General features: G+C 66.9%; 28 protein-coding genes and 2 riboswitches. Of the genes, 15 read left to right on the plus strand and 13 right to left on the minus strand.

The genetic code is table 11. The features are described from left to right. The 3 genes from GJ693_RS02375 to GJ693_RS02385 form a co-directional block, all read right to left on the minus strand. Nucleotides 1–1,006: ABC transporter permease (locus tag GJ693_RS02375; RefSeq protein ID WP_235902564.1), on the minus strand; the 1,006-nt coding region annotated here is incomplete at its 3' end. 29 nt (nucleotides 1,007–1,035) lie between these two features. Further along, nucleotides 1,036–1,734, minus strand: coding sequence for a dienelactone hydrolase family protein (locus GJ693_RS02380; protein ID WP_156254736.1), 699 nt, complete (start codon nucleotides 1,732–1,734; stop codon nucleotides 1,036–1,038). Nucleotides 1,735–1,744: 10 nt separating this feature from the next. Continuing rightward, nucleotides 1,745–2,437 carry an ABC transporter ATP-binding protein gene (locus tag GJ693_RS02385; RefSeq protein ID WP_235902565.1) on the minus strand — a complete coding sequence of 231 codons (693 nt, stop codon included), beginning with the start codon at nucleotides 2,435–2,437 and terminating at the stop codon, nucleotides 1,745–1,747. A 38-nt stretch (nucleotides 2,438–2,475) separates the two neighbouring features. On the opposite strand from GJ693_RS02385, the gene GJ693_RS02390 reads away from it, so the two are divergent. From GJ693_RS02390 to GJ693_RS02400, 3 genes are all read left to right on the plus strand, one after another. Next, a complete protein-coding gene (locus GJ693_RS02390) occupies nucleotides 2,476–3,126 on the plus strand; it encodes an arylesterase (RefSeq protein ID WP_328598811.1) in 651 nt (216 codons plus the stop codon). A gap of 13 nt (nucleotides 3,127–3,139) precedes the next feature. Beyond that, the gene (gene thpR / locus GJ693_RS02395) at nucleotides 3,140–3,694 is read left to right on the plus strand and encodes an RNA 2',3'-cyclic phosphodiesterase (protein WP_156254738.1); all 555 of its coding nucleotides are present in this window, start codon (nucleotides 3,140–3,142) and stop codon (nucleotides 3,692–3,694) included. 162 nt (nucleotides 3,695–3,856) lie between these two features. Beyond that, nucleotides 3,857–4,543, plus strand: a complete 687-nt coding sequence (locus tag GJ693_RS02400; protein ID WP_235902567.1) for an Npun_F0296 family exosortase-dependent surface protein — start codon at nucleotides 3,857–3,859, stop codon at nucleotides 4,541–4,543. 66 nt (nucleotides 4,544–4,609) lie between these two features. Here GJ693_RS02400 and gcvPB read toward each other — a convergent pair whose 3' ends face one another. Genes gcvPB through gcvT form a run of 5 tightly spaced genes read right to left on the minus strand, consistent with a single transcriptional unit; the run spans nucleotide 4,610 to nucleotide 9,820 of the window. Continuing rightward, a complete protein-coding gene (gene gcvPB, locus GJ693_RS02405) occupies nucleotides 4,610–6,163 on the minus strand; it encodes an aminomethyl-transferring glycine dehydrogenase subunit GcvPB (RefSeq protein ID WP_156254740.1) in 1,554 nt (517 codons plus the stop codon). Then, nucleotides 6,163–7,530 carry an aminomethyl-transferring glycine dehydrogenase subunit GcvPA gene (gene gcvPA / locus GJ693_RS02410; RefSeq protein ID WP_156254741.1) on the minus strand — a complete coding sequence of 456 codons (1,368 nt, stop codon included), beginning with the start codon at nucleotides 7,528–7,530 and terminating at the stop codon, nucleotides 6,163–6,165. The genes gcvPB and gcvPA overlap by 1 nt, the downstream gene beginning before the upstream one ends. 5 nt (nucleotides 7,531–7,535) lie before the next feature. Next, nucleotides 7,536–8,300, minus strand: a complete 765-nt coding sequence (locus GJ693_RS02415; RefSeq protein WP_156254742.1) for a class I SAM-dependent methyltransferase — start codon at nucleotides 8,298–8,300, stop codon at nucleotides 7,536–7,538. Next, complete coding sequence (gene gcvH, locus GJ693_RS02420) at nucleotides 8,301–8,684, minus strand: glycine cleavage system protein GcvH (RefSeq protein WP_156254743.1); 384 nt, start codon at nucleotides 8,682–8,684, stop codon at nucleotides 8,301–8,303. Then, nucleotides 8,681–9,820 (minus strand): glycine cleavage system aminomethyltransferase GcvT, encoded by a 1,140-nt coding sequence (gcvT, locus tag GJ693_RS02425; RefSeq protein WP_156254744.1) that lies wholly within the window; start codon nucleotides 9,818–9,820, stop codon nucleotides 8,681–8,683. The genes gcvH and gcvT overlap by 4 nt, the downstream gene beginning before the upstream one ends. Nucleotides 9,821–9,864: 44 nt before the next feature. Then, nucleotides 9,865–9,969, minus strand: a riboswitch (glycine riboswitch). Nucleotide 9,970: 1 nt separating this feature from the next. Further along, nucleotides 9,971–10,066, minus strand: a riboswitch (glycine riboswitch). 117 nt (nucleotides 10,067–10,183) lie between these two features. On the opposite strand from gcvT, the gene GJ693_RS17625 reads away from it, so the two are divergent. Further along, entirely contained in the window at nucleotides 10,184–10,312 is a 129-nt protein-coding gene (locus GJ693_RS17625) for a hypothetical protein (protein WP_268893143.1), read from the plus strand. A gap of 6 nt (nucleotides 10,313–10,318) precedes the next feature. On the opposite strand, the gene GJ693_RS02430 is transcribed toward GJ693_RS17625, so the two are convergent. Next, nucleotides 10,319–10,954, minus strand: a complete 636-nt coding sequence (locus GJ693_RS02430; protein WP_235902568.1) for a hypothetical protein — start codon at nucleotides 10,952–10,954, stop codon at nucleotides 10,319–10,321. Between the two features lie 99 nt (nucleotides 10,955–11,053). Here GJ693_RS02430 and ispH point away from each other — a divergent pair, with 99 nt between their 5' ends. From ispH to GJ693_RS02450, 4 genes are read left to right on the plus strand one after another with little or no spacing between them, the layout of a single operon-like run. Then, nucleotides 11,054–12,031, plus strand: coding sequence for a 4-hydroxy-3-methylbut-2-enyl diphosphate reductase (gene ispH / locus GJ693_RS02435; RefSeq protein WP_197041907.1), 978 nt, complete (start codon nucleotides 11,054–11,056; stop codon nucleotides 12,029–12,031). Between the two features lie 11 nt (nucleotides 12,032–12,042). After that, the gene (gene thrB, locus GJ693_RS02440; RefSeq protein ID WP_156254745.1) at nucleotides 12,043–13,014 is read left to right on the plus strand and encodes a homoserine kinase; all 972 of its coding nucleotides are present in this window, start codon (nucleotides 12,043–12,045) and stop codon (nucleotides 13,012–13,014) included. Further along, the gene (rnhA, locus tag GJ693_RS02445) at nucleotides 13,007–13,462 is read left to right on the plus strand and encodes a ribonuclease HI (RefSeq protein ID WP_156254746.1); all 456 of its coding nucleotides are present in this window, start codon (nucleotides 13,007–13,009) and stop codon (nucleotides 13,460–13,462) included. The genes thrB and rnhA overlap by 8 nt, the downstream gene beginning before the upstream one ends. Before the next feature lie 41 nt (nucleotides 13,463–13,503). Beyond that, nucleotides 13,504–14,913 carry a BCD family MFS transporter gene (locus tag GJ693_RS02450; protein WP_156254747.1) on the plus strand — a complete coding sequence of 470 codons (1,410 nt, stop codon included), beginning with the start codon at nucleotides 13,504–13,506 and terminating at the stop codon, nucleotides 14,911–14,913. A gap of 178 nt (nucleotides 14,914–15,091) precedes the next feature. Here GJ693_RS02450 and GJ693_RS02455 read toward each other — a convergent pair whose 3' ends face one another. After that, nucleotides 15,092–15,352 (minus strand): light-harvesting protein, encoded by a 261-nt coding sequence (locus GJ693_RS02455; RefSeq protein ID WP_156254748.1) that lies wholly within the window; start codon nucleotides 15,350–15,352, stop codon nucleotides 15,092–15,094. Nucleotides 15,353–15,371: 19 nt separating this feature from the next. Then, nucleotides 15,372–15,524: a light-harvesting protein gene (locus GJ693_RS02460; RefSeq protein WP_156254749.1), complete on the minus strand. Its 153-nt coding sequence runs from the start codon at nucleotides 15,522–15,524 to the stop codon at nucleotides 15,372–15,374. Nucleotides 15,525–15,909: 385 nt separating this feature from the next. Between GJ693_RS02460 and GJ693_RS02465 the strand changes: the two genes are divergently transcribed. Continuing rightward, nucleotides 15,910–17,439, plus strand: coding sequence for a M20/M25/M40 family metallo-hydrolase (locus GJ693_RS02465; RefSeq protein ID WP_156254750.1), 1,530 nt, complete (start codon nucleotides 15,910–15,912; stop codon nucleotides 17,437–17,439). Here the strand turns inward: GJ693_RS02465 and GJ693_RS02470 are convergent. Continuing rightward, complete coding sequence (locus tag GJ693_RS02470) at nucleotides 17,415–18,341, minus strand: acyl-CoA desaturase (RefSeq protein ID WP_197041908.1); 927 nt, start codon at nucleotides 18,339–18,341, stop codon at nucleotides 17,415–17,417. The genes GJ693_RS02465 and GJ693_RS02470 overlap by 25 nt on opposite strands. An 86-nt stretch (nucleotides 18,342–18,427) precedes the next feature. On the opposite strand from GJ693_RS02470, the gene GJ693_RS02475 reads away from it, so the two are divergent. Continuing rightward, complete coding sequence (locus GJ693_RS02475) at nucleotides 18,428–18,745, plus strand: metalloregulator ArsR/SmtB family transcription factor (RefSeq protein ID WP_235902570.1); 318 nt, start codon at nucleotides 18,428–18,430, stop codon at nucleotides 18,743–18,745. Here the strand turns inward: GJ693_RS02475 and GJ693_RS02480 are convergent. Further along, on the minus strand, nucleotides 18,742–19,836 hold the full coding sequence (locus GJ693_RS02480; protein WP_197041909.1) for an MBL fold metallo-hydrolase: 1,095 nt from the start codon (nucleotides 19,834–19,836) through the stop codon (nucleotides 18,742–18,744). The genes GJ693_RS02475 and GJ693_RS02480 overlap by 4 nt on opposite strands. A gap of 66 nt (nucleotides 19,837–19,902) precedes the next feature. Here GJ693_RS02480 and GJ693_RS02485 point away from each other — a divergent pair, with 66 nt between their 5' ends. The 5 genes from GJ693_RS02485 to GJ693_RS02505 are packed head-to-tail and all read left to right on the plus strand — an operon-like array spanning nucleotide 19,903 to nucleotide 22,286. Beyond that, nucleotides 19,903–20,511, plus strand: a complete 609-nt coding sequence (locus tag GJ693_RS02485) for an FMN-binding negative transcriptional regulator (protein ID WP_156254751.1) — start codon at nucleotides 19,903–19,905, stop codon at nucleotides 20,509–20,511. Then, nucleotides 20,508–21,161: an HAD-IA family hydrolase gene (locus GJ693_RS02490; protein ID WP_156254752.1), complete on the plus strand. Its 654-nt coding sequence runs from the start codon at nucleotides 20,508–20,510 to the stop codon at nucleotides 21,159–21,161. Before GJ693_RS02485 ends, GJ693_RS02490 begins: the two co-directional genes overlap by 4 nt. Then, complete coding sequence (locus GJ693_RS02495; protein ID WP_156254753.1) at nucleotides 21,154–21,384, plus strand: hypothetical protein; 231 nt, start codon at nucleotides 21,154–21,156, stop codon at nucleotides 21,382–21,384. Before GJ693_RS02490 ends, GJ693_RS02495 begins: the two co-directional genes overlap by 8 nt. Nucleotides 21,385–21,393: 9 nt before the next feature. Then, nucleotides 21,394–21,597, plus strand: coding sequence for a hypothetical protein (locus tag GJ693_RS02500; RefSeq protein ID WP_156254754.1), 204 nt, complete (start codon nucleotides 21,394–21,396; stop codon nucleotides 21,595–21,597). After that, a complete protein-coding gene (locus GJ693_RS02505; protein ID WP_156254755.1) occupies nucleotides 21,594–22,286 on the plus strand; it encodes an ATP12 family chaperone protein in 693 nt (230 codons plus the stop codon). Before GJ693_RS02500 ends, GJ693_RS02505 begins: the two co-directional genes overlap by 4 nt. The last annotated feature ends 34 nt before the right edge of the window (nucleotides 22,287–22,320 follow it).

A 22,320-nucleotide genomic window follows, 5' to 3' on the forward strand; every position in this document is an offset into this window, starting at 1 on the left:
CGCCCCATTGCAAGCCGGTGGCCGGCGGCACTGGCAGGCTGGCGGCAGCAATCTGCGCCACGGCGGCCGGCGTGGCGGCGCCGATGGCCAAGCCGATCAGCACGGCGCCGGCCGACACCAACGCCAATTGCCAGAGATAGACGGCGCGCACGGTGGCACTGTCAGCCCCCAGCACTTTCAGCGTGGCGATGGTGCGGGTGCGGGCGCCAAGATAGGCCGAGACGCCGCCGGCAACGCCAACGCCGGCCACCACCAGGGCGGTGAGGCCGACCAGACTGAGGAACTGGCCGAGTTGGCTGATGAAATTGCGGGTGCCGGGCGCGCCGTTGCTGCGATCGCGCACACGCCCGCCGCCGTTGACGCCTGTGCCTGCCACCGCTTCCAGCGCGGCCCGCGCCGTGTCCACCGACACGCCGGGCTTCAGCTTCACGCGCAGCTCGCTGGTGTAAAGACTGCCCGGCGCAATCAGATCGGCGCGGTCGAGATCGCGGCGGTCCACCACCAGGCCGGGGCCGAAGCCGAAGCCATCGCCCGCCCGGTCCGGCTCCTCGGCCAGCGTGCCGGCATAGGTGAGCGTGGCCTGGCCAAGCTGGAGCCGGTCGCCGGGCTTCAGGCCCAGCTTGTCGGCCAGCGCCGGTTGCGCGGCGGCCATGCCGGGGCCGACCCGCCCGCCGTTTTCCAGCACGACGCGGCCATAGAGCGGCCAGGTCGCATCGACGGCCTTTACCTCAGCGAGGACGGAGTCGCCGCCATCTGTGCGGCTGACCATCCCGCGCAGCTTCACCACCTCGCCCACTTGGCCAAGCCCGGCGGCGGCGGCGCGTTGTTCAGCCGTGGGCATCCGGCCCGACAGGCGCAGCGCGACATCGCCGCCCATCAGAAACTGGCCGCGCTCCGCCAGGCCGGCGTTGATGGCGCTCGACAGGCTGCCGACGCCGGCCAGCGCCGCCACGCCGAGCACCAGGCACACGGCGAGGATGCGCAGGCCCGCGAGGCCACCGCGCAATTCCCGCAACGCGAGGCGAAGGGGCAGGTTCAGAGCACTTCTGCCAACAGGCCGGTCATCGCGGTCCAGCTGCGCTTGTCGGCAGCCGCGTTGTAGAGCGCGGTGCCGGGCGCATTGGCATGTTCGTTGGTGAAGCTGTGATAGGTGTGGCCATAGGCATGGATCTGCCAGTCGGCACCGGCCGCGGTCATTTCGGCGGCAAGCGCATGGTGATCCTGCGGCGGCGTATAGGGATCTTCCCAGCCGTGCAGCGCCATCACCTTGGCGGTGATCGGGCCGGCGGCGCCAATGCCGGGATTGTAGATGCCGTGGAAGCTGATGGCGGCCTTGATGCGCGGATCGGCGGCGCGGGCCACGTCGAGCGCGCACAGGCCGCCAAAGCAATAGCCGATGATCGCCATGCGGTTTGAATCGACCTGCGACAGCCCGGCAGCGGCATCGACAGCGGCGAGCAGACGGCGGCGCAGCGCGGCGCGGTCAGCCACCCATGGGCCCATCAGCGCGCTGTTGTCCCCGGCCGGATCGCCGCGCCGGCCCTTGCCGTAAACGTCGATCGCCATGGCGGCATAACCAAGCGCGGCCAGCTTGTCGGCGACTTTGTTGTCCCACAGCGTCTGCCCCACCCAGTTGGGGGCGATCAGCACGCAGGCAAAGGGGCCGTTGCCGGCGGGCAGCGCCAGATAGGCTTCCAGTTCGTCGGTGCCGTCGAAATAGCTGAAAACAGTCATGGTCTTCCCCTCATTCGGCCGCCTGGGCCAGGTTCATCCGGTCATCAACGATCAGGCCGTCGCGCATGGTGATGATGCGGTCGCACAAGGGCGCGAGTTCGGCATCGTGGGTGATCAGCACCAGCGTTGCGCCGGTTTCGGCAAGGCGGCCGAACAGCAGATCGATGATGGCAGCGCCAGTGGCGGCATCGAGATTGCCGGTCGGTTCATCGGCAAAGATCAGCGCCGGGCGGCCGACGAGCGCGCGGGCGATGGCGACGCGCTGCTGCTCCCCGCCCGAAAGTTGGGTGGGATAATGGTTGAGGCGATGGCCAAGGCCGACGGCTTCCAGTTCGGCGCGCGCCCGGGCCTGCACATCGGCGTCGCCGGCCAGTTCCAGCGGCACAGCGACATTTTCCAGCGCGGTCATCGTCGGGATCAGGTGGAAGGCCTGCAGCACGATGCCGATGCGGCCGCGGCGGGCACGGGCGAGACCATCCTCATCCATGCGGGTGAAATCGGCGCCGGCCACGGTCACCTGGCCACTGCTGGCGCGTTCCATGCCCGACAGCACGGCCATCGCCGAGGATTTGCCGGAGCCAGACGGCCCAAGGATGGCGAGGCGCTGGCCAGCCGGCACCTGCAGCGACACGCCGCGCAGCACATCGACTGCGGCATCGCCGCTGCCCAGCCGCAGGGTGACATCGCGGGCTTCAATGACCATATGGCTGTGCATCCGAGTCCCGCCCAAGGAGTTGAGTCTTGCCCGAATTAGGCATTCGCCGGTCGCTTTACCAGATGGCGCTGATGATTGGCGCGCTGTTCATGTCGCAGGCGGCAATCGCGCGGCCGCTGGTCGTGCTGGCCTATGGTGACAGCCTGACCGCCGGCTACCAGTTGCCGCCCGGCCAAGGCTTTGCGCCGCAGCTGGAAAAGGCGCTGCGGGCGAAAGGCCGCGAGGTGACCGTGGTGGGCGCCGGCGTGTCGGGCGACACCAGCACGCAGGGCCGCGCGAGGCTGAACTGGGTGCTGGCCGGCATGAAGCAGAAGCCCGACCTGGTGGTGCTGGAACTGGGTGCCAACGACATGCTGCGCGGCCAGAGTCCGAAGACGGCGAAGGACAATCTCGATGCGATGGTGAAGGCGTTCAAGGCGAAGGGCGCCCGCGTGCTGCTTGCCGGCATGCGCGCCAACCCGACGCTCGGCAAGGCCTATGTGACGCAGTTCGAGGCGATGTTCCCGGCGGTGGCCAAGGCCAATGGCGTGGCGCTCTATCCCTTCTTCCTGGATGGCGTCGCTGCCCAGCCCGGCCTGCAACTTGCCGATGGCATGCACCCCAATCCCAGAGGCGTTGCCGTGATGGTGAAGCGCATCCTGCCGGCGGTGGAGAAGGAACTTGCACAGGTGAAGTGATGCGGCTGCCAGAATGAGACTTTTTGTCGGCCTCGATCTGCCCGACAGCATCAAGACCGCGCTGCTGGCCAGCATGGGCGGCGTTGCCAATGCGCGCTGGCAGACGGCGGCGCAGCTGCACCTCACCCTGCGCTTCATTGGCGAGGTCGATCGCCACCAGGCGGCCGACATCGCCGCCGCGCTGGGCCGGGTGAACATCCGGCCATTCGCGGCCGAACTTGGCGAGCCTGGCCTGTTTGACCATCGCGGCCGCATCGACGCGCTGTGGGTGGGCGTGCGCCCGGCCGAGGCGCTGGCTGGGCTGGCCAAATCCGTCAATGCAGCGCTGACCAGCATTGGTCTGCCACCCGAAAGCCGCGCCTTCCTGCCCCACATCACCGTGGCGCGCGGCCGCAGCATGATCGGCGCGACCGGCTGGCCGCAGTCGCCGATCCCCCGCCTCAGCTGGCCGGTGGACGGCTTTGCCCTGTTCGAAAGCCGAATGGGCAAGAATGGCAGCGACTATGCCGTGCTCGCCACCTGGCCACCAATAGTCGGCAACCACGCCAATCCGGACACAGCGCGTTAACATTTAATTAGCTTTCTCTACAGCCGCACCTGTGTTAGCCAATCATCAACCTTGTGTTCAGCAAGGCTGGATTGTGCTTTTTCTACGGGGGTTGTGATGTCGCTTCGTCTTGTTCTGGCTGGGGCCCTTGTGCTTGCCGGCTCCGCTGCCAACGCTGCGGTCGTGGTCACCGCGGAAGCGCCGGGTGTCCAGAATTCCACCGCCGGCTTCTCCGCCATCGGGGTTGAAACCTTTGATTCGCGCGCCACCGGCGCCGGCCAGACCTTTGGCACGACCTTTGGCGGGTCGGCCTTCACCGGCACCTACACCAACGTGCAGGTTGATGCTGCCAATCAATATGGCGGCGCCGGCGGCAACACCAATCATGCCGTCACCTTCAGTGGCACCGGCTACACGCTCGACATCGCCACCAACCTGGCCGGCGGCGTGACCTATTTCGGCTTCTGGCTGTCGGCGCTTGATGGACAGAACCAGCTGAAATTCTTCAAGGGCGCCACGGAAGTGTTCAGCTTCAGCGCCAGCGATGCGCTGGCCTTCATCAACAGCCGGCCCAATGCCAGCGCCTATTATTGCAACCCCAACCCGGGTCGCACCACGCAGAACTGCGGGGAGCCTTATGCCTTCCTGAATTTCTTCGGCACCAACGGGACGAGCTTTGACCGGATCCAGTTCTTCCAGGATCCCGTGGCCGGTGGTTATGAGAGCGACAACCACAGTGTCGGCCAGTGGACCAGCATCACCGGCGATCCGCTCGGTGGCGTGCCGGAACCGTCGAGCTGGGCGATGCTGATCGCCGGCTTCGGCCTGGTTGGCGCGTCCATGCGCCGGCGCCGGCCTGCGATGGCCTGAGCGTCGACCTCAGCGCAAAAAAGGGGCCGGCGGAACCATCCGCCGGCCCCTTTTGCTTTGGGGACTTCAGGCGGCTTCGTCCTTGTAACCCAGCACTGGCCGCCTCGCGGCCAGCGTCTCGTCGAGCCGGCGGCGCGGCGCGAAGTGCGGGGCGGCGCGCCAGGCATCGGGATCGGCCAGCATCTGCGTTGCGACATGGCGCATTGCGCCGATCAGCTGATCGAGATTGGCCTTGCTCTCGGTCTCGGTGGGTTCGACCAGCATGGCGCCGTGGACGACGAGCGGGAAATACATCGTCATCGGGTGGAAGCCCTCGTCGATCAGCGCCTTGGCCAGATCGAGCGTGGTGAGGCCGGTACCGTCGAGGAAATCATCCGAGAACAGGGCCTCGTGCATGCACGGGCCGCTGTCCGCGAACGGCGCGGTGTAGAGGTCCTTCAGGCTGGCCAGCACATAATTGGCGTTGAGCACGGCGTCTTCGGCCACCTGGCGCAGGCCATCGGCGCCATGGCTCATCATGTAGGCAAGCGCGCGCACGAACATGCCCATCTGGCCGTGGAAGGCGACCATGCGGCCGAAGCTGTCGGCGGCGTGGGTGGCGGCGGTGTCTTCCTCAACCAGTTCCAGGCCATTGGCGGTCTTGCGCACGAACGGGATCGGAGCGAACGGCGCCAGCGCGGCCGACAGCACCACCGGGCCGGAGCCGGGGCCGCCGCCGCCGTGGGGCGTCGAGAACGTCTTGTGCAAATTGATGTGCATGGCATCGACGCCGAGATCGCCGGGGCGCACGCGGCCGACGATGGCGTTGAAATTGGCACCATCACAATAGACATAGCCGCCGGCGGCGTGGACGGCATCGGCGATGGTCTTCAGGTCCGGCTCGAACAGGCCGCAGGTGTTGGGGTTGGTGATCATCACCGCCGCCACGTCCGGGCCCAGCCGGGCCAGCAGCGCATCCAGGTCAACGCGGCCGCGGGCGTTGGCGGGGATATTCTCCACGGTGAAGCCGCAGAAGGCGGCCGTCGCGGGGTTGGTGCCGTGGGCCGATTCCGGCACCAGCACGACGCGGCGTTCATCGCCGCGCGCATCCAGCGCAGCGCGGATCGCCAGCATGCCGCACAATTCGCCGTGGGCGCCGGCCTTGGGGCTCATGGCAACCGCCGGCATGCCGGTCAGCTTCATCAGCCAATCGGCCAGCACGTCGATCAGTTCCAGCGCGCCCTGCACGGTGGATTGCGGCTGCAGCGGGTGGATGTCGGCAAAGCCGGGCAGCCGCGCCATCTTTTCATTGAGGCGCGGGTTGTGCTTCATCGTGCACGAGCCCAGCGGGAAGATGCCAAGATCGATGGCATAATTCTGTCGCGAAAGGCGGGTGTAGTGGCGGACGGCTTCCGGTTCGGAGAAGCCCGGCAGGCCGATGACGCCGTCGCGTGCCAGGCCGCCGAGGCGATCCGGAACCGGCGGAACGGGGGGCAAGTCAACGCCCGAGGTGTCGAGCGAGCCGCGCTCGAACAGCAATGGCTCTTCCAGCATCAGCGCCCGATTGCCGGTGAAGGTTTCGGCAACGGCACCGGTGCCCGCCACCAGCCGCGTCGGGCGGCCCACATCGTTCATCGCCATTACGCCATCACCTCATCAAGCGCGTCCTCAAACGCGTCAAAATCCTCGTCGGTCGCGGTTTCGGTCACCGCGACGATCAGGCCGTTCTGCAGGGCCTTCTCGCCCGGCCACAGCCGGCCCAGCGAGACGCCGCCGAGCACGCCCTTTTCGGCGAGCTTGCGCACCACCGGCCGGGCTTCACGGCCCAGATCCAGGGTGAACTCGTTGAAGAACGGCCCGTTCAGCAGCGTCACGCCCGGCACCCGGCCCAACCGCTCCGCCAGTTGCACGGCGCGGGCGTGGTTGAGGGCGGCCAAATGGCGAAGGCCCTTCTCGCCGAGCAGGGACAGGTGCGCCGAGAAGGCCAGCGCGATCAGCCCGCTATTGGTGCAGATGTTGCTGGTCGCCTTCTCGCGGCGGATATGCTGTTCGCGGGTGGAGAGCGTCAGCACGAAGCCGCGCTTGCCGCTGGCGTCCACCGTCTCGCCGCACAGCCGCCCCGGCATCTGGCGGACATGCTTTTCACGGCAGGCGAACAGGCCGAGATAGGGCCCGCCGAACAGCAGGCCGGCGCCCAGCGACTGGCCTTCGCCCACAACGATATCGGCGCCCATCTCGCCCGGCGACTTCATCACGCCCAACGAGACAATCTCGGTGACCACCACGATCAGCAGCGCGCCGGCCTTGTGGCAGGCGTCGGCGAGCGGAGTCAGGTCGGCGATGTGGCCGAAGAGATTGGGGTTCTGCACGACAACGCAGCTGGTTTCGGCGTCGATCTGCGCAATCAGGCTGGCCAGGTCATCGCCGGGGGCGCCCCTGGTGAAGCTTGGAGTGCCGGCCTCCACCACATCTCCGGTGAAACGGGTCAGCGTCTTCAGCACCGATGTGTAGTGCGGGTGGACGCCGGCCGACACGATGCACTTGGGCCGCCGTGTGATGCGCCGCGCCATGAACACCGCTTCGGTCATCGCGGTGGAACCGTCGTACATCGAGGCGTTGGCCACCTCCATGCCGGTCAGGCGGGCAACCTGGGTCTGGAACTCGAACAGCACCTGCAGCGTGCCCTGGGCGATTTCCGGCTGATAGGGGGTGTAGGCGGTGAGGAACTCGCCGCGCTGGATCACCATGTCCACGCTGGCCGGCACATGATGCTTGTAGGCACCGCAGCCGACGAAGAACGGTGTGGTGCTGGCGGTGAGATTCTTGCCCGCCATCTTCACCAGCGCGCGTTCCACCGCCATTTCGCTGGCGTGATTGGGCAGGCCGGCAATCGGGCCGTCGAGCACGGCCTCGGCCGGCACATCGGCGAACAGCGCATCGATATCAGCCGCGCCGATGGTGGCCAGCATGGCTGACCGGTCAGCGTCGGAAAGGGGCAGGTAGCGCAAGAGGCTTACTCCGGCTGGTGAGCGGAAAAACGAATGCGGACATAATCGGCCGTCCACTTGCCATCGGCGGCCTGCAGGGCCGGTGCGAGCAGGGCGACGGTTTCGGCGATGATCTGGTCCTTCAGCGCGTCGGGCACGCCGGCGGCATCGATGAAGCCGCCGCGGAAGGTTTCAAGCCAGCCGGCCATGCCGCTTTCCGGCAGCGGCGTTGGCCGCGGGATGATGACGCAACTCTCCACCACAAAGCCGGCGCCTTCGAGAACGGCGCGGAAGGCCTCGGCAGTCGGGTAGTAGCTCGTCTCGCTGCCGGCCGGCGGGAAGCCGTGGCGAGCGAGCACGGCAATCAGTGCAGTGCGGATGGCTGCGATATTGGCATGGCCGCCGAACTCGCCGACATAGCGGCCGCCGGGCTTGAGGGCGCGCTTGACGCCGGCGGTCACCACCTCCGGCTGGCCCACCCAGTGCAGGGCGGCATTGGTGAACACCGCATCAAATTCGCTATCGAAATCCAGCGCGCGCGCGTCGCCGATCCGCGCATTGATGCCCTTGGCCTGCGCTGCGGCCACCATCGCTGGATCGGCATCGACGCCGACCACGCTGCAACCGGCGTCGATCAGCTTGCGCGTCAGCACGCCATCGCCGCAGCCGAGATCAAGGATATGCTCCCCGGCCTTCGGGGCCAGCAGGTCGAGCACCGGCGCCCCCAGCGCCGGCACGAAGGCCGCGTTGCTGGCATAGAGGGACGGATCCCAGCGGTGGATCGAGGTCATTTACAGGCTGGCGACGAAGGCGTCGTAGGCGGCCTTGTCCATCAGCCCGTCCAGTTCCGAAGCGTCGGAGAGGGTAAGCTTGAAGAACCAGCCATCGCCTTCCGGCGCACTGTTGACCAGGCTCGGATCGTCGGCCAACGCCGGATTGCTTTCGGTGACGGTGCCCGACACCGGGGCATAGACATCAGACGCGGCCTTCACCGATTCGACCACGGCGGCTTCTCCGCCCTTGGTGACGGCACGACCGGCGTCAGGCAGATCGACGAACACCACGTCGCCCAGCTGGCCTTGCGCATAATCAGTAATGCCCACGGTCGCTTCAGCACCGGATCCCTTGGCGGCAACATCGATCCATTCATGATCCTGGGTGTAAAGACGGCTCATTTCTTGTCCCCTTCCCTCACATAATTCTTCTGCTTGAATGGCATCGGCACCACGGTGGCGGCGATGCGCTTGCCGCGCACTTCAATTTCCAGCGCCGTGCCATCGGCGCTGTGGGCGGTGGCCACATACGCCATGGCGATCGGTACGTTCAGGCTGGGCGCGAACCCGCCCGAGGTGAGCACGCCGACCTGGGTTTCGCCGGCCCACACGGTTGCGCCCTCGCGCGCCGGCATGCGGCCTTCGACGGCCAGGCCAACCCGCTTGCGCGGAGCGCCATTGAACAATTGATCGAGAATGCGGTCCGCCCCCGGGAAGCCGCCTTCGATCTTGCGGCGCTTCGAAATGGCGAAGCTCAGATCGGCTTCGACCGGCGTCGTCTCCGGATCAAGATCATGGCCATAGAGCGGCAGACCAGCTTCGAGGCGCAGCGAATCGCGCGCACCCAGCCCGATCGGCTTCACCTCGGCATGGGCCAACAGCGCCTCGGCCAGCGCTTCGGCATGGCTGTTCGGCACCGAGATTTCGTAGCCATCCTCGCCGGTGTAGCCGGAGCGGGTGATGCCCAGCTTCACCCCGTTCCACAGCCAGCGCGCGCCGGCCATGAACTTCAGATCGGCAAAGGCCGGCTGGTCGGCGCTTTCGGGGATGAGGTCGAAGCGGCTCATCACCGCAACCGCCGCCGGTCCCTGCAGCGCCAGCAGCGCGTGGTCTTCCATATGATGCAGCGAAAGCCCGGCCGGCAGTCTCGCCCGCATGTGGGCGATGTCGGCGTGCTTGGTGGCGCCGTTGACGACCAGGTAAAAGCCCTTGCCGGTGTTGGTGACCATCAGGTCGTCGAGGATTCCGCCATTGTCTGCCAGCAGCAGCGAGTAGCGCACGCGGTGCGGCTGCAGCGCCTTGAAGTCGCCCGGCGCCAGGCTTTCCAGCCACGCGGCGGCGCCGTCACCTTCGACCAGCAGCTGGCCCATGTGCGACACGTCGAACAGGCCGGCCTTTTCGCGGGTCCACAGATGTTCGGCGATGATGCCGTCATACTGGATCGGCATGGCATAACCGGCGAACGGCACCATCCGCGCACCCAGGCGGCGGTGCAGGGCATCGAGTGGCAGTGCTTTCAGATCGGCGTCATCAGCCATAAGGGCCCCGGCAACAGTTCACGGTTCGGCCGTCTGCCAAACCTGGTTCCCCCACTGTCGCCAGACCTGAGAGCTTTGACCGGAACAGATCCCGGCTTACCCCTTCGGTGGGGTGCAGTTGCCTGCACCCGCTTTCCAGAGTGTCGCTGATACGCCGGCGCGGTCCTTGGGCCTGAGAGATTCCGGGGGCGGCTTGCTCCTTCGGCGGTGACCGGTTGCCCTGCCACACTCTCCCGCGCGCGGCGCCGGAGTTGCCCCCGGCGACCCCTGCCGATTGGGCGAAGCGGGCGCCTGAGTCAACTGCCCGAATGACCACCAGCGCGGCCAGCGCAACCCTGCCGCGCCGGCGCCGTAACTGCAGCCGTGATCGCCCGCCGCCTGTCCCTGCTTGTCCTGCTGCTCGGCCTGGCGATGGCGGTCAGTGTGGACCGCGCGCAGCCGACGCCGCTGCGGGGTCAGCCCACCACGACCCGGATCGATTCGCTGCCCTGAGGCGGCTTATTTGGCGATGTTGTAGGCGAGGCTGCGATCGTCGAGCTGGAAGCCCAGCACAACCTCGAAACTGGCGGCGCGCAGGGCGGCGCGCACTTCCGGATCAGCCATCGGATCGGTGGCGGCGTCGAGTTCGCCGGGCCGGCGCAGACGGTTGATCTTGTCGAGGATCGCCTGCGGCACGGAGGCCGCACTGCGCGCCACACTGGCCGTGGCGGTGCCGCTGGCAAGGGCGCGCTCCTGGCCGGCGGCGAAATTCACGGCCACGCTGGAAATCTGCTTGGCGTTGATGATGTTGCCGGCCTGCACAACAGCCGAAAACACCGGCAGCACGATCTGGCGCGCCTGGGCCGTGTCGGTGCGGCGCACGATCACGTCATAGCGGATGCGCGAGACATATTGATCGGCCGTTTCCGTGCACTCGTCGCGCACATTGGTGATGGTCGCCACCGCGTCGAGGTTGGCCACATCCTGCCCGCCCGGTTTGAACAGGGTGGCATCACTGGCATAGGCGGCCACGGCCACGGCCGGACAGGCCGAGCGCTTGACGATAAGCGGGTTGCGTTCACAGCCGGCCAGCAGCAGCGCCGGAACGGCGACCAGGGCCAGGGCGGCAGAACGGCGAATGGGGGCGCGCATCATGGCCTCTCTCCTATGGGGCAAAAGGCGTCACGGCAAGCGGCAAGCGGGGGGTGGGGTTTGGGGTAGCGTGGGCCGGCCCAATCGCGTATCAGCCGCCCCATGAGCAACGTCGCACCCGCCATGGATGTCTCCCTTTCCGGCAAACCTGATCTGAAGGTGCTGGTCGCCGCGCCGCGCGGTTTCTGCGCCGGGGTCGATCGCGCCATCCATATCGTCGAGCTGGCGCTCGAACGCTGGGGCGCGCCTGTCTATGTTCGCCACGAGATCGTGCACAACAAGTTCGTGGTGGACAGTCTGAAGTCCAAGGGTGCCATCTTCGTCGAGGAACTGGACGAAGTGCCCGATGGCGTGCCGGTGGTGTTTTCCGCACACGGCGTGCCCAAGGCAGTGCCGGCCAAGGCCGAAGAGCGCGGGCTCACCTATGTCGATGCCACCTGTCCGCTGGTCTCCAAGGTCCACCGGCAGGCCGAGCGGCTGGTCGCTGCGGGCTGCCACATCCTGTTCATCGGCCACCAGGGCCACCCGGAAGTGATCGGCACCTTCGGCCAAGTGCCGGAAGGCGCCATGACCCTGATCGAGACGCTGGAAGATGCCCAGAACGTGCAGCCGCCCGATACCGGCAAGCTCGGCTTCCTGACCCAGACCACGCTGAGCGTGGACGACACCGCCGACATGGTGACCGAACTCAAGCGCCGCTTCCCCGCCATCGAAGGCCCGCGCGGCGATGACATCTGCTACGCCACCTCCAACCGCCAGGCCGCGGTCAAGGCGATGGCGCCGCGTTGCGATCTGGTGCTGGTGATCGGCGCCGCCAACAGCAGCAACAGCCAGCGCCTGCGCGAAGTCGCCGAGCGCGAGGGTGCGCGCAGCTGGCTGATCCAGCGCGCCGCCGAGATCGACTGGGCCTGGTTTGATGGCGTCGAAACCGTCGGCGTCACCGCCGGCGCTTCGGCCCCGGAAGTGCTGGTGCAGGAAGTGCTGGCGGCGATGGCGGCCCGCTTTGCCGTGACCAGCGAGAATATCACCACCGCTGTTGAAGAGGTGGTGTTCAAGCTGCCGCGCGCGCTGACCGCCTGAGGGGCGGGCGCATGGCGGTCTATACTCCGGTGAGCGCCGCCGATCTGGCGGGCTTTCTGGCCGGCTATGACGTGGGCAGCGCCACCAGCTTCAAGGGCATCGCCGAAGGGGTGGAAAACAGCAATTTCCTGCTGGAAACCAAAGGTGGTTCAAGCGGGGGCGGCCGCTTCATCCTCACCCTCTATGAAAAGCGCGTCGATGAACGCGATCTGCCCTGGTTCCTGGCGCTGATGGGGCATCTGGCCGCCAAGGGCCTGCCCGTCCCCGGCCCGGTGGCCGACCGCGGCGGCGCGGTGCTGCAGGTGCTCAACAGCCGCCCGGCCTGCCTGATCGAGTTCCTGCCCGGTGTCAGTGTCACTGAAGCCACACCGGCGGCAGCGCATGCCGTGGGTGCGGCGCTGGGCCGGATGCACAACGCACTGGCCGATTTCACCGCGCCGCGCCCCAATGCCCTCGGCCCCGTGTCGTGGCCGCCGCTGGCGGCGCGTTGCAATGGCCGATTGGGCGAGATTGATGCCGGTCTGCCCGACGCGGTGGCGCGCGGCCTTGCGGCGGCCGCCGATTGGCCGCGCGGCCTGCCGCAATCGACCATCCACGCCGATCTCTTCCCTGACAATGTGCTGATGCTCGACGGCCAGGTGACAGGCCTCATCGATTTCTATTTCGCCTGCACCGATGCCCGCGCCTATGATGTGGCAGTCACGCATGCGGCCTGGTGCTTTTCCGCCGACGGCCGTCAGTTTTTCCCCGAGCGTGCCGAAGGGCTGATGAGCGGCTATCTAGACGAAGTCGCGTTGAGCCCGGCCGAACGCGCCGCCCTGCCCCGCCTGGCGGCCGGCGCTGCGCTGCGCTTCACCCTCACCCGCGCTTATGACTGGCTCAACACGCCGGCGGATGCGCTGGTCACCCGCAAGGACCCGATGGCCTTTGCCCGCCGGCTGAGCTGGTATCTGGATGCGACCGCGGAGATGATGGGTGGCTGAGCTGCCGCAGGTCGAGATCTTCACCGACGGCGCCTGCAAGGGCAATCCCGGCCCCGGCGGCTGGGGCGCCATCCTGCGCTCTGGCGGCAAGGAGAAGGAGCTGAACGGAGCCGAGCCGCACACCACCAACAACCGCATGGAATTGCAGGCGGCGATTTCGGCGCTCAATGCCCTGACTCGGCCGTGCAGCGTCGATCTCACCACCGACAGCGTCTATGTGCGCGACGGCATCTCGAAATGGGTGCACGGCTGGCAGCGGAACGGCTGGAAAACCGCTGACAAGAAGCCGGTGAAGAATGACGATCTGTGGCAGGCGTTGCTTGCGGCCGCCAAGCCCCACAGCGTGCGCTGGCATTGGGTGAAGGGCCACGCCGGCCACCCGGAAAACGAGCGTGCCGACCAGTTGGCGAATGACGCCATCGCTGCGATGCGTGCTGGTGACAACTGAAGCCATTGCCAATTCCCCGCTAATCCGCTTTGAGGCTGACCATGGCTTCTGATCCCACCGCAAAGGGCCTCAACGCCCGCCTCGTCAAGGTCTGGATGACCTGGGGCACCCAGTTTTTGCCGTTTGCCGATGTCGCCAGCCCGGAACTGCCGCTGTCGCGCCTGCTGCGCCTGTCGCTGATCCAGGTCAGCGTCGGCATGAGCCTGGTGCTGCTGGTCGGCACGCTCAATCGCGTGATGATCGTCGAACTTGGCGTGCCGGCGACCCTGGTGGGCGTCATGCTGGCGCTGCCGCTGCTCGCCGCGCCGTTCCGCGCCCTGATCGGCCACAAATCCGATACGCACAAATCGGCGTTGGGCTGGCGGCGGGTGCCCTATATCTATCTGGGCACCATGATCCAGTTTGGCGGGCTGGCCATCATGCCGTTCGCGCTTTTGGTGCTGGCCGGCGCCCAGGAAGCCTATGACGAGCGGATCTGGCTGGGCCAGCCGGCCGCTGCGCTCGCCTTCCTGCTGGTCGGCATCGGCATCCACACCACCCAGACCGTGGGGCTGGCGCTTGCCACCGATCTCACCAAGGAAGAGCAGCAGCCCAATGTCGTCGGCCTGATGTATGTGATGCTGCTGATCGGCTCCATCATCGCCTCGCTGTTCTTCGGCTGGGCGCTGAAGGATTTCAGCCAGGGCCGGCTGATCCAGGTGATCCAGGGCAGCGCCGTCATCACCATCATCCTGAACTTCACCGCCTTGTGGAAGCAGGAAACCCGCGTGCCGCATTATCTGCGCACCGAACCGGTGCAGGCCGAACCGACCTTCCGCGAAAGCTGGGACCTGTTTGTCGGCAAGGACAAGACGGTGCTGCGGCTGCTCGCCGTCGGGCTCGGCACACTGGCCTTTTCCATGTCCGACATCGTGCTCGAGCCCTATGGCGGTGAAGTGCTCAATCTGGGCGTCGGCACCACCACCCTGCTCACCGCCATCATGTCGTTCGGCAGCCTGCTCGGCTTTGCCTATGCCTCCTACATCCTGTCATTGGGGTCCGATCCGTTCCGCATGGCGACGCTTGGCACCGTCATCGGCTTGCCGGCCTATGGCCTGATCATCATGGCCGCCGGCTCTGACACGCCGGAATTGTTCACGCTGGGCGTGCTGCTGGCGGGCATCGGCACCGGCCTGTTCGGGCATGGCACGCTCACCGCCACGATGCGGCTGGCGCCGCGCAACCAGGTCGGCATTGCCATGGGTGCCTGGGGCGCCGTGCAGGCCACCAGCCAGGGCGTCGGCGCCACCATCGGCGGCGTCATCCGCGACACCGCCCGCGGCCTGTCACTCGGGCTGGACATCCCGGGCGCGGCCAATGGCTATGTGCTGATCTTCGCGCTTGAGCTGGCGCTGATGGTTGCCACCCTGGCCGCCATGTGGCCGCTGCTGCAACGCGACGAGCCGGTTTGATGCGTCGCAGCAGCCGCGCCTGGCGCGCGGCGGCCTGACGCCCCTTCATCAACTTTGCCCATTGCCGGTCGTGCGACCCGCCTGATTCGTCAGGTGGTTGACCCAAAACGAAAAAGGCCGGCGCCCCGCTGGGGGGCGCCGGCCCGTTTCAGTCTGCCCGGCAGGCCGGGCGAATGACTTACTTGGCGGCTTCAGCCGGAGCTTCGGCAGCCGGAGCAGCTTCAGCGGCCGGCGCCATGGCGTCAGCAGCCGGAGCGGCAGCGGCTTCAGCAGCCGGAGCAGCAGCAGCGGCAGCGCCACCCTGCCAATAGGCGCCAAACCAGGTGGTGTTCATCAGGATCGACGCGTGGACGATCAGGGCCACAGCGGCAACCGCGATGAAGAACAGCGGGATGCCGACGGACGGGCTGACATAGAGCCAGATACGACCTTCATTCATGATAGTGTCTCCCCTGATCTCAGTGCAGCCACGGCGTCAAAGCGAACGCCAGGATGTGCGCCAGGACGGCGATCGCGCCGAAGATCCGGGTGCCCCACTTGAGGCCCTCGTTGATCTCGATCGCTTCCTTCTCGGTCAGCCCAGTCGGGTAGACCTTGGTATCTTCTGCCATGTTATACTCCTCTCCCATTCGGAAAAGTCGCCGGACCGAACGGCCCCCGCCTCCCCCGCCTGTTTGCCGGAATGGGCAACGAGCACGTGCGACCCAATCCCTGCTGTGCGCCCCACCGACGGGCCGATCCGAACAGGATCGCGACAGGACGCCGCAGCAGAATCACCCCTTACCCAAACCGCCGCATGTGTCAATCTGTCGCCGTAACACTGCGTAACAGCGGCCTGACAGTTTTGCAGCGCAGCATCCAAGGGTGCCGCACTGCAGCATGCAACAAGGGCTTTTCCGGCCTCTGAAAAAGCCTAATCTGCCCTTCATCGCGGTCATTTGTGTATGGCTGGCTTGACACCAGGGCAGGGCCGATTCCGGCCAGAAGGGGGATTTGATGAACCGGTTCGATCGTCGCCAATTGCTGGCCGGCAGCGCTGCGGCCCTGCTGGTGCCACAGCTGGCGCGCGCCGCCACATCATCCACCACCGCACCGGCCGCCGCTGCCCAGAAAAAGATCCGCGCGGCCATCGACAGCCAGTTGCCGGACAACATCGCCCGCATCCAGGACTGGATCAAGCATCCCGGCATCGCGGCGGAAAACTGGCAGATGGAAGAAGCCTGCGCCTACACCATGGGGCTGCTCAAGGACGCCGGCTTCCAGATGATCAAGCGCATGCCGACCAGCGGCCACCCCGGCATCTTCGCCACGCTCGATGCCGGGGCCAAGCGCACCATGGGCGTCTATTTCATGTATGACGTCAAGCAGGTGAACCCGGCCGAATGGTCGAGCCCGCCGTTCGAGGCGCGCATTATCGACAAGCCGGGCTGGGGCAAGGCCATCGTCGGCCGCGGCGCCATCAACCAGAAAGGGCCGGAAGCCGCCTTCCTGGCCGCCCTGCATGCGTTCCGCGCCGCCGGGCAGAAACTGCCGGTGAACCTCGTGCTGGTGGCCGAGGGCGAGGAGGAAATCGCCTCCCCCAATTTCCACCAGATCGTGCAGGCACCCGAGGTGCTGGCCGCCCTGAAGAAATGCGACGGCATCATCATCCCCAGCGCCTGGCAGGGCAAGGATGGCAGCACGTCGATCAACCTCGGCGCCAAGGGGCCGCTGGAATTCCAGCTGATCGCCAGTGGCGAGCGTTGGGGCAAGGGGCCGAAAGGCGACATTCACAGCAGCCTGCACGCCCAGGTGGATTCACCGGTCTGGCATCTCGTCCAGGCGCTGAACACGCTGGTCGAAGCCGATGGCCACACCCCGGCCATCGACGGCTGGTTCGAGAATGTGCGGCCGCTGACCGCGCGCGAGAAGGAGCTGATCGCGCAGACCGCCGCCAGCCAGAGCGAGGACCAGGCCAAGGCGGCCTATGGCGTGAAGATGTGGATCAACAACGAGCCATGGCAGCAGAGCCTGGAGCGGCTGGCGGCGCAGCCCACCGTCAACATCCAGGGCCTGGTCGCCGGCTATCAGGGGCCTGGCGGCAAGACCGTGCTGCCCGGCCGCGCCGAGGCCAAGCTGGAATGCCGCCTGGTGCCCAACCAGACCAAGAAGGAAGCCGAGGCCAAGCTGAAGGCCCACCTCGCCAAGCGCGGTTTTGGCGATATCGAGGTGGTGGTGAGCGGCGGCTATGACCCGACCGAAACCGCCGAGGACAGCCGCGTGATCCGCGCCCAGCAGGCCGTCTATGCCCGCTTTGGCGCCCGCGCCACGCTCTACCCGCGCCTCGCCGGCAGCTGGCCAGGCAGCGTCTTCACCCAGCCGCCGGTCTCATTGCCCGCCGGCCAGTTCGGCCTCGGCCACGGCAGCGGCGCCCACGCGCCTGACGAATATTTCGTCATCGAAAGCAGCAATCCGGCCGTACAGGGCCTGGCCGGGGCGACGGCGGGGTTTGTTGATTTTCTCTACGAGATGGCAACCGCGCGCTGAACAAGGGTCAGGCCGGCGCGCTCGCCCAAAGTCTCCGGCGTCCGGATATCCCAGGCCAGGCCCAGCCACCAGAGCAGCTGGATGAAGCCGAAGCCGATGTCGCTCTGCCCCGGATGCAGGCCGATGCGCGCCGATCCGGGGTAAGCATGATGATTATTGTGCCAGGCCTCGCCCATTGTGGGCAACGCCGCCCACGGCACGTCAAACGCCTGCACGCCAGACGCTTCAACCAGCCAGTGCTGCGGCCCACGATTATGGGCGAACCAGCCGACGAGCCAATGGCCGGTGGCTGATACGCTGATGCGCACGGCCACACCCCACAGCAGCCAGGGCAGACCGCCCCACCACCAGAACAGCGCCGCCAGTGGCAGTTGCTGCCAGCGCCAACTCGCCTCCAGCCAGCGATTGAAGCCGTTGTCGTCCTGACCAAGGTTGATCGCTGGCGGCTGGGCCAGCACAAGCCGGCAATGCAGCTGCCACCAGCCATCCCGCCACCACGGATTATGCTGTGACAGATAGGGGTGACATTCGGGTTGGCGCTGTGCCCAGTCGCGCAGATCATGCTGGCGGATGATGCCAAGCGGCCCCGCCATGCCGACAAGGGCGCCCACCAACAGCAGCACGCACTCCAGCCAGCGCGGGCAGGCAAAGCTGCGGTGGATGAGCAGGCGATGATAGCCAACCGAATGACCAAGCAGCAGCCCAGCTGCCGTGGTGCCGAGCCCCAGCAGCAGCGCACCCGGCGTGGCATGGAACGGTGCCAGCAGCGCGGCCGCCAGCATTAAGCCATTCCACAGGCTGTTGGCCGGGGACCAGCGCACCTGGCCGGCCAGGGCATCAGACCCGGCGCCGTCGACACGGTGCACGGCGTGGGGATCGTCTGCATGGACATCGTGGTGCACGACTCACCTCTTCAGTATTTAAGTGATCGCTTAATTCATTTATGGCCTCGCTTGCAAGTGCTGAAGCGATCACTTAAATGCAGGGGATGATCGAGAAGGTTTTCGAAGCGCTGGCCTCAACCCCGCGCCGCAGGATCCTGGCCTATCTGGCCCACAGCGAGCTCACCGCCGGCCAGATCGCCGAGCGCTTTGCCATGTCGAAATCGGCCATATCGCAGCATCTGAACGTGCTGGAGAATGCCGGTCTTGTCCGCTCTGAAAAGCGTGGCCAGTTCGTGCATTATGCGATCGTGCAGGAAAATCTGGCGACCACGCTCAATAGTTATCTACAGCAGGTCTGCCCCGTCTCACGTCCGTTGATGGCCGAAAGCCGCGCAATCGCTGAAACGAAGGCCAAGGGTTAGGCCCGCACAAAGCGGTCCACGCCGCTGCCATCCTTCAATCGCTTCACCCGGCCGCGTTCTTCCAGCCAATGCAGATGGGCGACGGTCTCGCCGGTGGCCAGGCCATAATCCGCCTCGCCGATCGGGCGGCGGAACAGGGCGGCGAAGCAATCGACGGCGGTGCGGGGTTCGGCGCAGAAGGCTTCCAGCTTCTCCAGCTTGCCGTGGTGATCGGCGGCGAGTTGGTCGAGGCGGGCGTGAAGGCCGTAGAAGGGCTCGTTGTGGGCGGGCAGCACCAGCACATGATCGGGAATGGCGCGCAGCCGCTCGATGCTCTCCAGCCAGTCGCCGAGCGGATCGGCATAAGGCTCGGTGGGATAGACGCTCACGTTGGAGGTGATGCGCGGCAGCACCTGGTCGCCGCTGATCATCACGTCGTCGGCCACCAGGCAGGCATGTTCGGGCGCATGGCCGCGGCCGACCACCACCGTGAACTGGCGCGGGCCGATGCTCAGCACATCGCCATCGCGCAGCCGCTTGAATCCGGCCGGCATCTTGGAAATGATCTTGCCGAAACTGCCCCAGGCCTTGGCCTTCATCGCCGCGACCTGCTCCTCGCTCCAGCCGGCGCGCACCGAAAAGGCGATGGCTTCATCGGGCGGCGCGTCGCGCACATCGAGGATCAGCGTGCGCGCCAGCAGATATTCGGTGCGGGTGATTTCCAGCGGCACGTCCCACTTGCGGCACAACCAGCCGGCCATGCCGAGATGATCGGGGTGATAATGGGTGACGATCACACGGCTGACCGGCTTGCCTTTCAGCGCGCCGGCGAACAGCGCTTCCCAGGCCGCCTTGCTGGCCGGCAGGCCCACGCCGGTGTCGACGATCGCCCAGCCGTCTCCGGCATCAAGCACCCACAGATTGATGTGATCCAGACCGAACGGCAGCCCCATGCGCACCCAGAAGATGCCCGGCGCCACTTCTTCGGCCTCGCCTGGCCCCGGCACCCAGCGGCCCAGCGGATAACGCAGGCCCTTGATTTCATCAGCGTCGCGTGGCGCCGTGCTGATCGCGCCGGCAGGGATGGGCAGCAAAGGGGGCGGATCGGTCATTTCACCACGCTAGGTTGACGTAAACGTAAAGTCGACTCCCGCTGCTGATAGGCTATGGGGCGGCGCATGCATCCCAATGCTGCCTTTCGCCATGACGAGGACGCGCTGGCCTTCGTTGCCGCGTACGGCTTTGCGCATATCTTCGGGGCGACGCCCGACGGCCCGCGTGTGGCCCACGCGCCGGTGCTGGTAACGGCGGCCGGCACGCTGATGTTCCACCTGTCCAATGGCAATGCGCTGGCGAAGCATCTCGATGGCCTCGCCGCGCTCGTCAGTGTGGGCGGGCCTGGCCATTATGTCTCGCCCAACTGGTATGAGGCGCCGGCCAACAACGTGCCGACCTGGAATTACCAGGCGGTCGAGGTGGAAGGCCCGGTGCGGGCCATGGACATGGTGGAACTGGAAGCACTGCTCAATCTCGCCTCCGCCACCTTCGAGCCGCGCGTGGGGGAGGACTGGACCATGGCCAAGATGGAGCGCCCCCGCGCCGAGGCGATGATGCGCGCCATCACCGGCTATGAACTCACCCCCGCCGCCATCCGCACGACCTTGAAGGCCAGCCAGAACCGCAGCGAAGCCGATGCGGCCGGCGTGATCGCGGCGCTGGAGCGGCTGGGCGAGACGGCCGGCGCCGAGGCCATCCGGAAGGCAAGACACGGAAAGACTCTGGCATGAAACTCGCCGTCTTCGATTGCGATGGCACGCTGATCGACAGCCAAGTCAACATCATCCGGGCGATGGAATCGAGCTTCCAGCGCCACGGACTTGCCCCGCCCGACAGCCACGCCACCCGCCGCATCGTCGGCCTGTCGCTGGTGGAGGCCATGCAGGCCCTGCTGCCGGAGGCCGAGCCTGATCTGCATCTCAGCCTGGCCGAGGATTACAAGACCGCCTTCCAGCGCCTGCGCGCCGACAAGGCGCTGGATGCCGAGCCGCTTTACCCCGGCATCCGCCGTCTGCTCGATGCGCTCGACGGCGATGGCTGGCTGCTGGCGGTGGCCACCGGCAAGTCGGACCGTGGCCTGAAGCTGGCGCTCGAACATCACGGCATCCACCATCTGTTCGTTTCGCTGCAGACTGCCGATCGGCATCCGTCCAAGCCGCACCCATCGATGCTGCGCGCTGCGCTGGCGGAGGCTGGGGCGCAGGCGACCCAGGCAGTGATGATCGGCGACACGATTTTCGATATCGCCATGGGCCAGGCCGCCGGCGTGCGCAGCATCGGTGTCGATTGGGGCTATCACGATGCGCACGAGCTGCTCGATGCCGGCGCTGCCGATGTCGCCGATGATGCCGATCACCTGCTGGCGCTGCTGAATGGCTGAGGACGAGCCGCCCGGTTCCGGCGAAATGATCGCCCGGCTGCGGCGACTGGGCCGGATCATGGCGATCCTGTCACTGGCGTTCGGCGGCGTGTTTGTCGTGCTGGCGCGGCGCAGCGCGGCGGCGGGCGACAACGGGCAGGTTGCCAGCGGCCTGTTCTGGGTGGCCGCCGTGCTGCAGTTCGGCCTGGCCTTCGTCTTGCTGTGGCGCGGCAGGCGGGGGTAGAGCAAAGCCATGAGCAACGCCCCCCTGCCCGCCGAAGACGCCAAGAGACGCTATCTCGTCTATCTCGCCGTGCGGCTGACCGGCCTGGCCGTGATGGCGGCCGGCGTCTGGATGATCCGCGAAGTCGGCCAGGCGCCGGGGCTGGCGGTGGTGCTGGTCGGCGGCTGTTCGCTGCTGGTGCGGCCGCGGCACCTGGGGCTGACGCGCAAGTGAAGCGATTCTACCGGCAAGCCAGCGTCACCGGCGAAGGACCGTTTTGCATCGCACTCGATGGCCGGGCCGTCCGCACACCGGCACGGGCACTGCTCGAGCTGCCGTCACGGGCGCTGGCCGCAGCGGTTGCAGGCGAATGGCAGGGCCAGGGCGAAACGATCGACCCGCGCACGATGCCGCTCACCGGCACGGCCAATGCCGCCATCGACCGGGTGGCGCCTGACCCAACGGGTTTTGCCCGCCGGTTGGCCGCCTACGCCGAAAGCGAGCTGATCGCCTATCGCGCCGATGGGCCGGCCTCGCTGCTGGCCGCGCAGGCCGAGGCCTGGGATCCCTGGGTGGAATGGCTCTCCCGCCGCTATGACGTGGGGCTGACCATCACCAGCGGGGTGATGCACGTCGCCCAGCCGCCGGCGACGCTGGCGCGCATCCAGGCGGCCTTTGCCGCGTTCACGCCGTTCCAGCTGGCCCCGCTCGATGCCATCGTCTCCATCACCGGCTCTGCCGTGCTTGGCCTGGCAGTGGCGGCCGGCGAACTCGAGTCCGACGCCGCCTATGACATCGCGCATGTCGATGCGCGCTGGCAGGAAATACATTGGGGCCGCGACGCGCTGGCCGCGAAGGCCGAAAGCGCCCGGCGTGCCGATCTGGCGGGTGCCGTCACCTTCCTGCGCCTGTTAGCAGGGTGACCAATCGCCTCTTGCCCCCATCGCGGCAATTGCT

It is taken from the genome of Sandarakinorhabdus oryzae (genome assembly GCF_009733735.1).
In the GTDB taxonomy this organism is placed as follows: domain Bacteria; phylum Pseudomonadota; class Alphaproteobacteria; order Sphingomonadales; family Sphingomonadaceae; genus Sandarakinorhabdus; species Sandarakinorhabdus oryzae.

What these genes read in the sequence shown, in the direction of transcription:
- GJ693_RS02385 (WP_235902565.1), bottom strand. Translation starts at nt 2,437, where the DNA reads ATGGTCATTGAAGCCCGCGATGTCACCCTGCGGCTGGGCAGCGGCGAT.
- gcvT (WP_156254744.1), bottom strand. Translation starts at nt 9,820, where the DNA reads ATGGCTGATGACGCCGATCTGAAAGCACTGCCACTCGATGCCCTGCAC.
- GJ693_RS02450 (WP_156254747.1), top strand. Translation starts at nt 13,504, where the DNA reads ATGGCTTCTGATCCCACCGCAAAGGGCCTCAACGCCCGCCTCGTCAAG.
- gcvPB (WP_156254740.1), bottom strand. Translation starts at nt 6,163, where the DNA reads ATGGCGATGAACGATGTGGGCCGCCCGACGCGGCTGGTGGCGGGCACC.
- ispH (WP_197041907.1), top strand. Translation starts at nt 11,054, where the DNA reads ATGAGCAACGTCGCACCCGCCATGGATGTCTCCCTTTCCGGCAAACCT.
- GJ693_RS02480 (WP_197041909.1), bottom strand. Translation starts at nt 19,836, where the DNA reads ATGACCGATCCGCCCCCTTTGCTGCCCATCCCTGCCGGCGCGATCAGC.
- GJ693_RS02475 (WP_235902570.1), top strand. Translation starts at nt 18,428, where the DNA reads ATGATCGAGAAGGTTTTCGAAGCGCTGGCCTCAACCCCGCGCCGCAGG.
- GJ693_RS02485 (WP_156254751.1), top strand. Translation starts at nt 19,903, where the DNA reads ATGCATCCCAATGCTGCCTTTCGCCATGACGAGGACGCGCTGGCCTTC.
- GJ693_RS02490 (WP_156254752.1), top strand. Translation starts at nt 20,508, where the DNA reads ATGAAACTCGCCGTCTTCGATTGCGATGGCACGCTGATCGACAGCCAA.
- GJ693_RS02455 (WP_156254748.1), bottom strand. Translation starts at nt 15,352, where the DNA reads ATGAATGAAGGTCGTATCTGGCTCTATGTCAGCCCGTCCGTCGGCATC.
- GJ693_RS02460 (WP_156254749.1), bottom strand. Translation starts at nt 15,524, where the DNA reads ATGGCAGAAGATACCAAGGTCTACCCGACTGGGCTGACCGAGAAGGAA.
- GJ693_RS02430 (WP_235902568.1), bottom strand. Translation starts at nt 10,954, where the DNA reads ATGATGCGCGCCCCCATTCGCCGTTCTGCCGCCCTGGCCCTGGTCGCC.
- thpR (WP_156254738.1), top strand. Translation starts at nt 3,140, where the DNA reads ATGAGACTTTTTGTCGGCCTCGATCTGCCCGACAGCATCAAGACCGCG.
- GJ693_RS02500 (WP_156254754.1), top strand. Translation starts at nt 21,394, where the DNA reads ATGAGCAACGCCCCCCTGCCCGCCGAAGACGCCAAGAGACGCTATCTC.
- thrB (WP_156254745.1), top strand. Translation starts at nt 12,043, where the DNA reads ATGGCGGTCTATACTCCGGTGAGCGCCGCCGATCTGGCGGGCTTTCTG.
- GJ693_RS02415 (WP_156254742.1), bottom strand. Translation starts at nt 8,300, where the DNA reads ATGACCTCGATCCACCGCTGGGATCCGTCCCTCTATGCCAGCAACGCG.
- GJ693_RS02465 (WP_156254750.1), top strand. Translation starts at nt 15,910, where the DNA reads ATGAACCGGTTCGATCGTCGCCAATTGCTGGCCGGCAGCGCTGCGGCC.
- gcvH (WP_156254743.1), bottom strand. Translation starts at nt 8,684, where the DNA reads ATGAGCCGTCTTTACACCCAGGATCATGAATGGATCGATGTTGCCGCC.
- GJ693_RS02380 (WP_156254736.1), bottom strand. Translation starts at nt 1,734, where the DNA reads ATGACTGTTTTCAGCTATTTCGACGGCACCGACGAACTGGAAGCCTAT.
- GJ693_RS02495 (WP_156254753.1), top strand. Translation starts at nt 21,154, where the DNA reads ATGGCTGAGGACGAGCCGCCCGGTTCCGGCGAAATGATCGCCCGGCTG.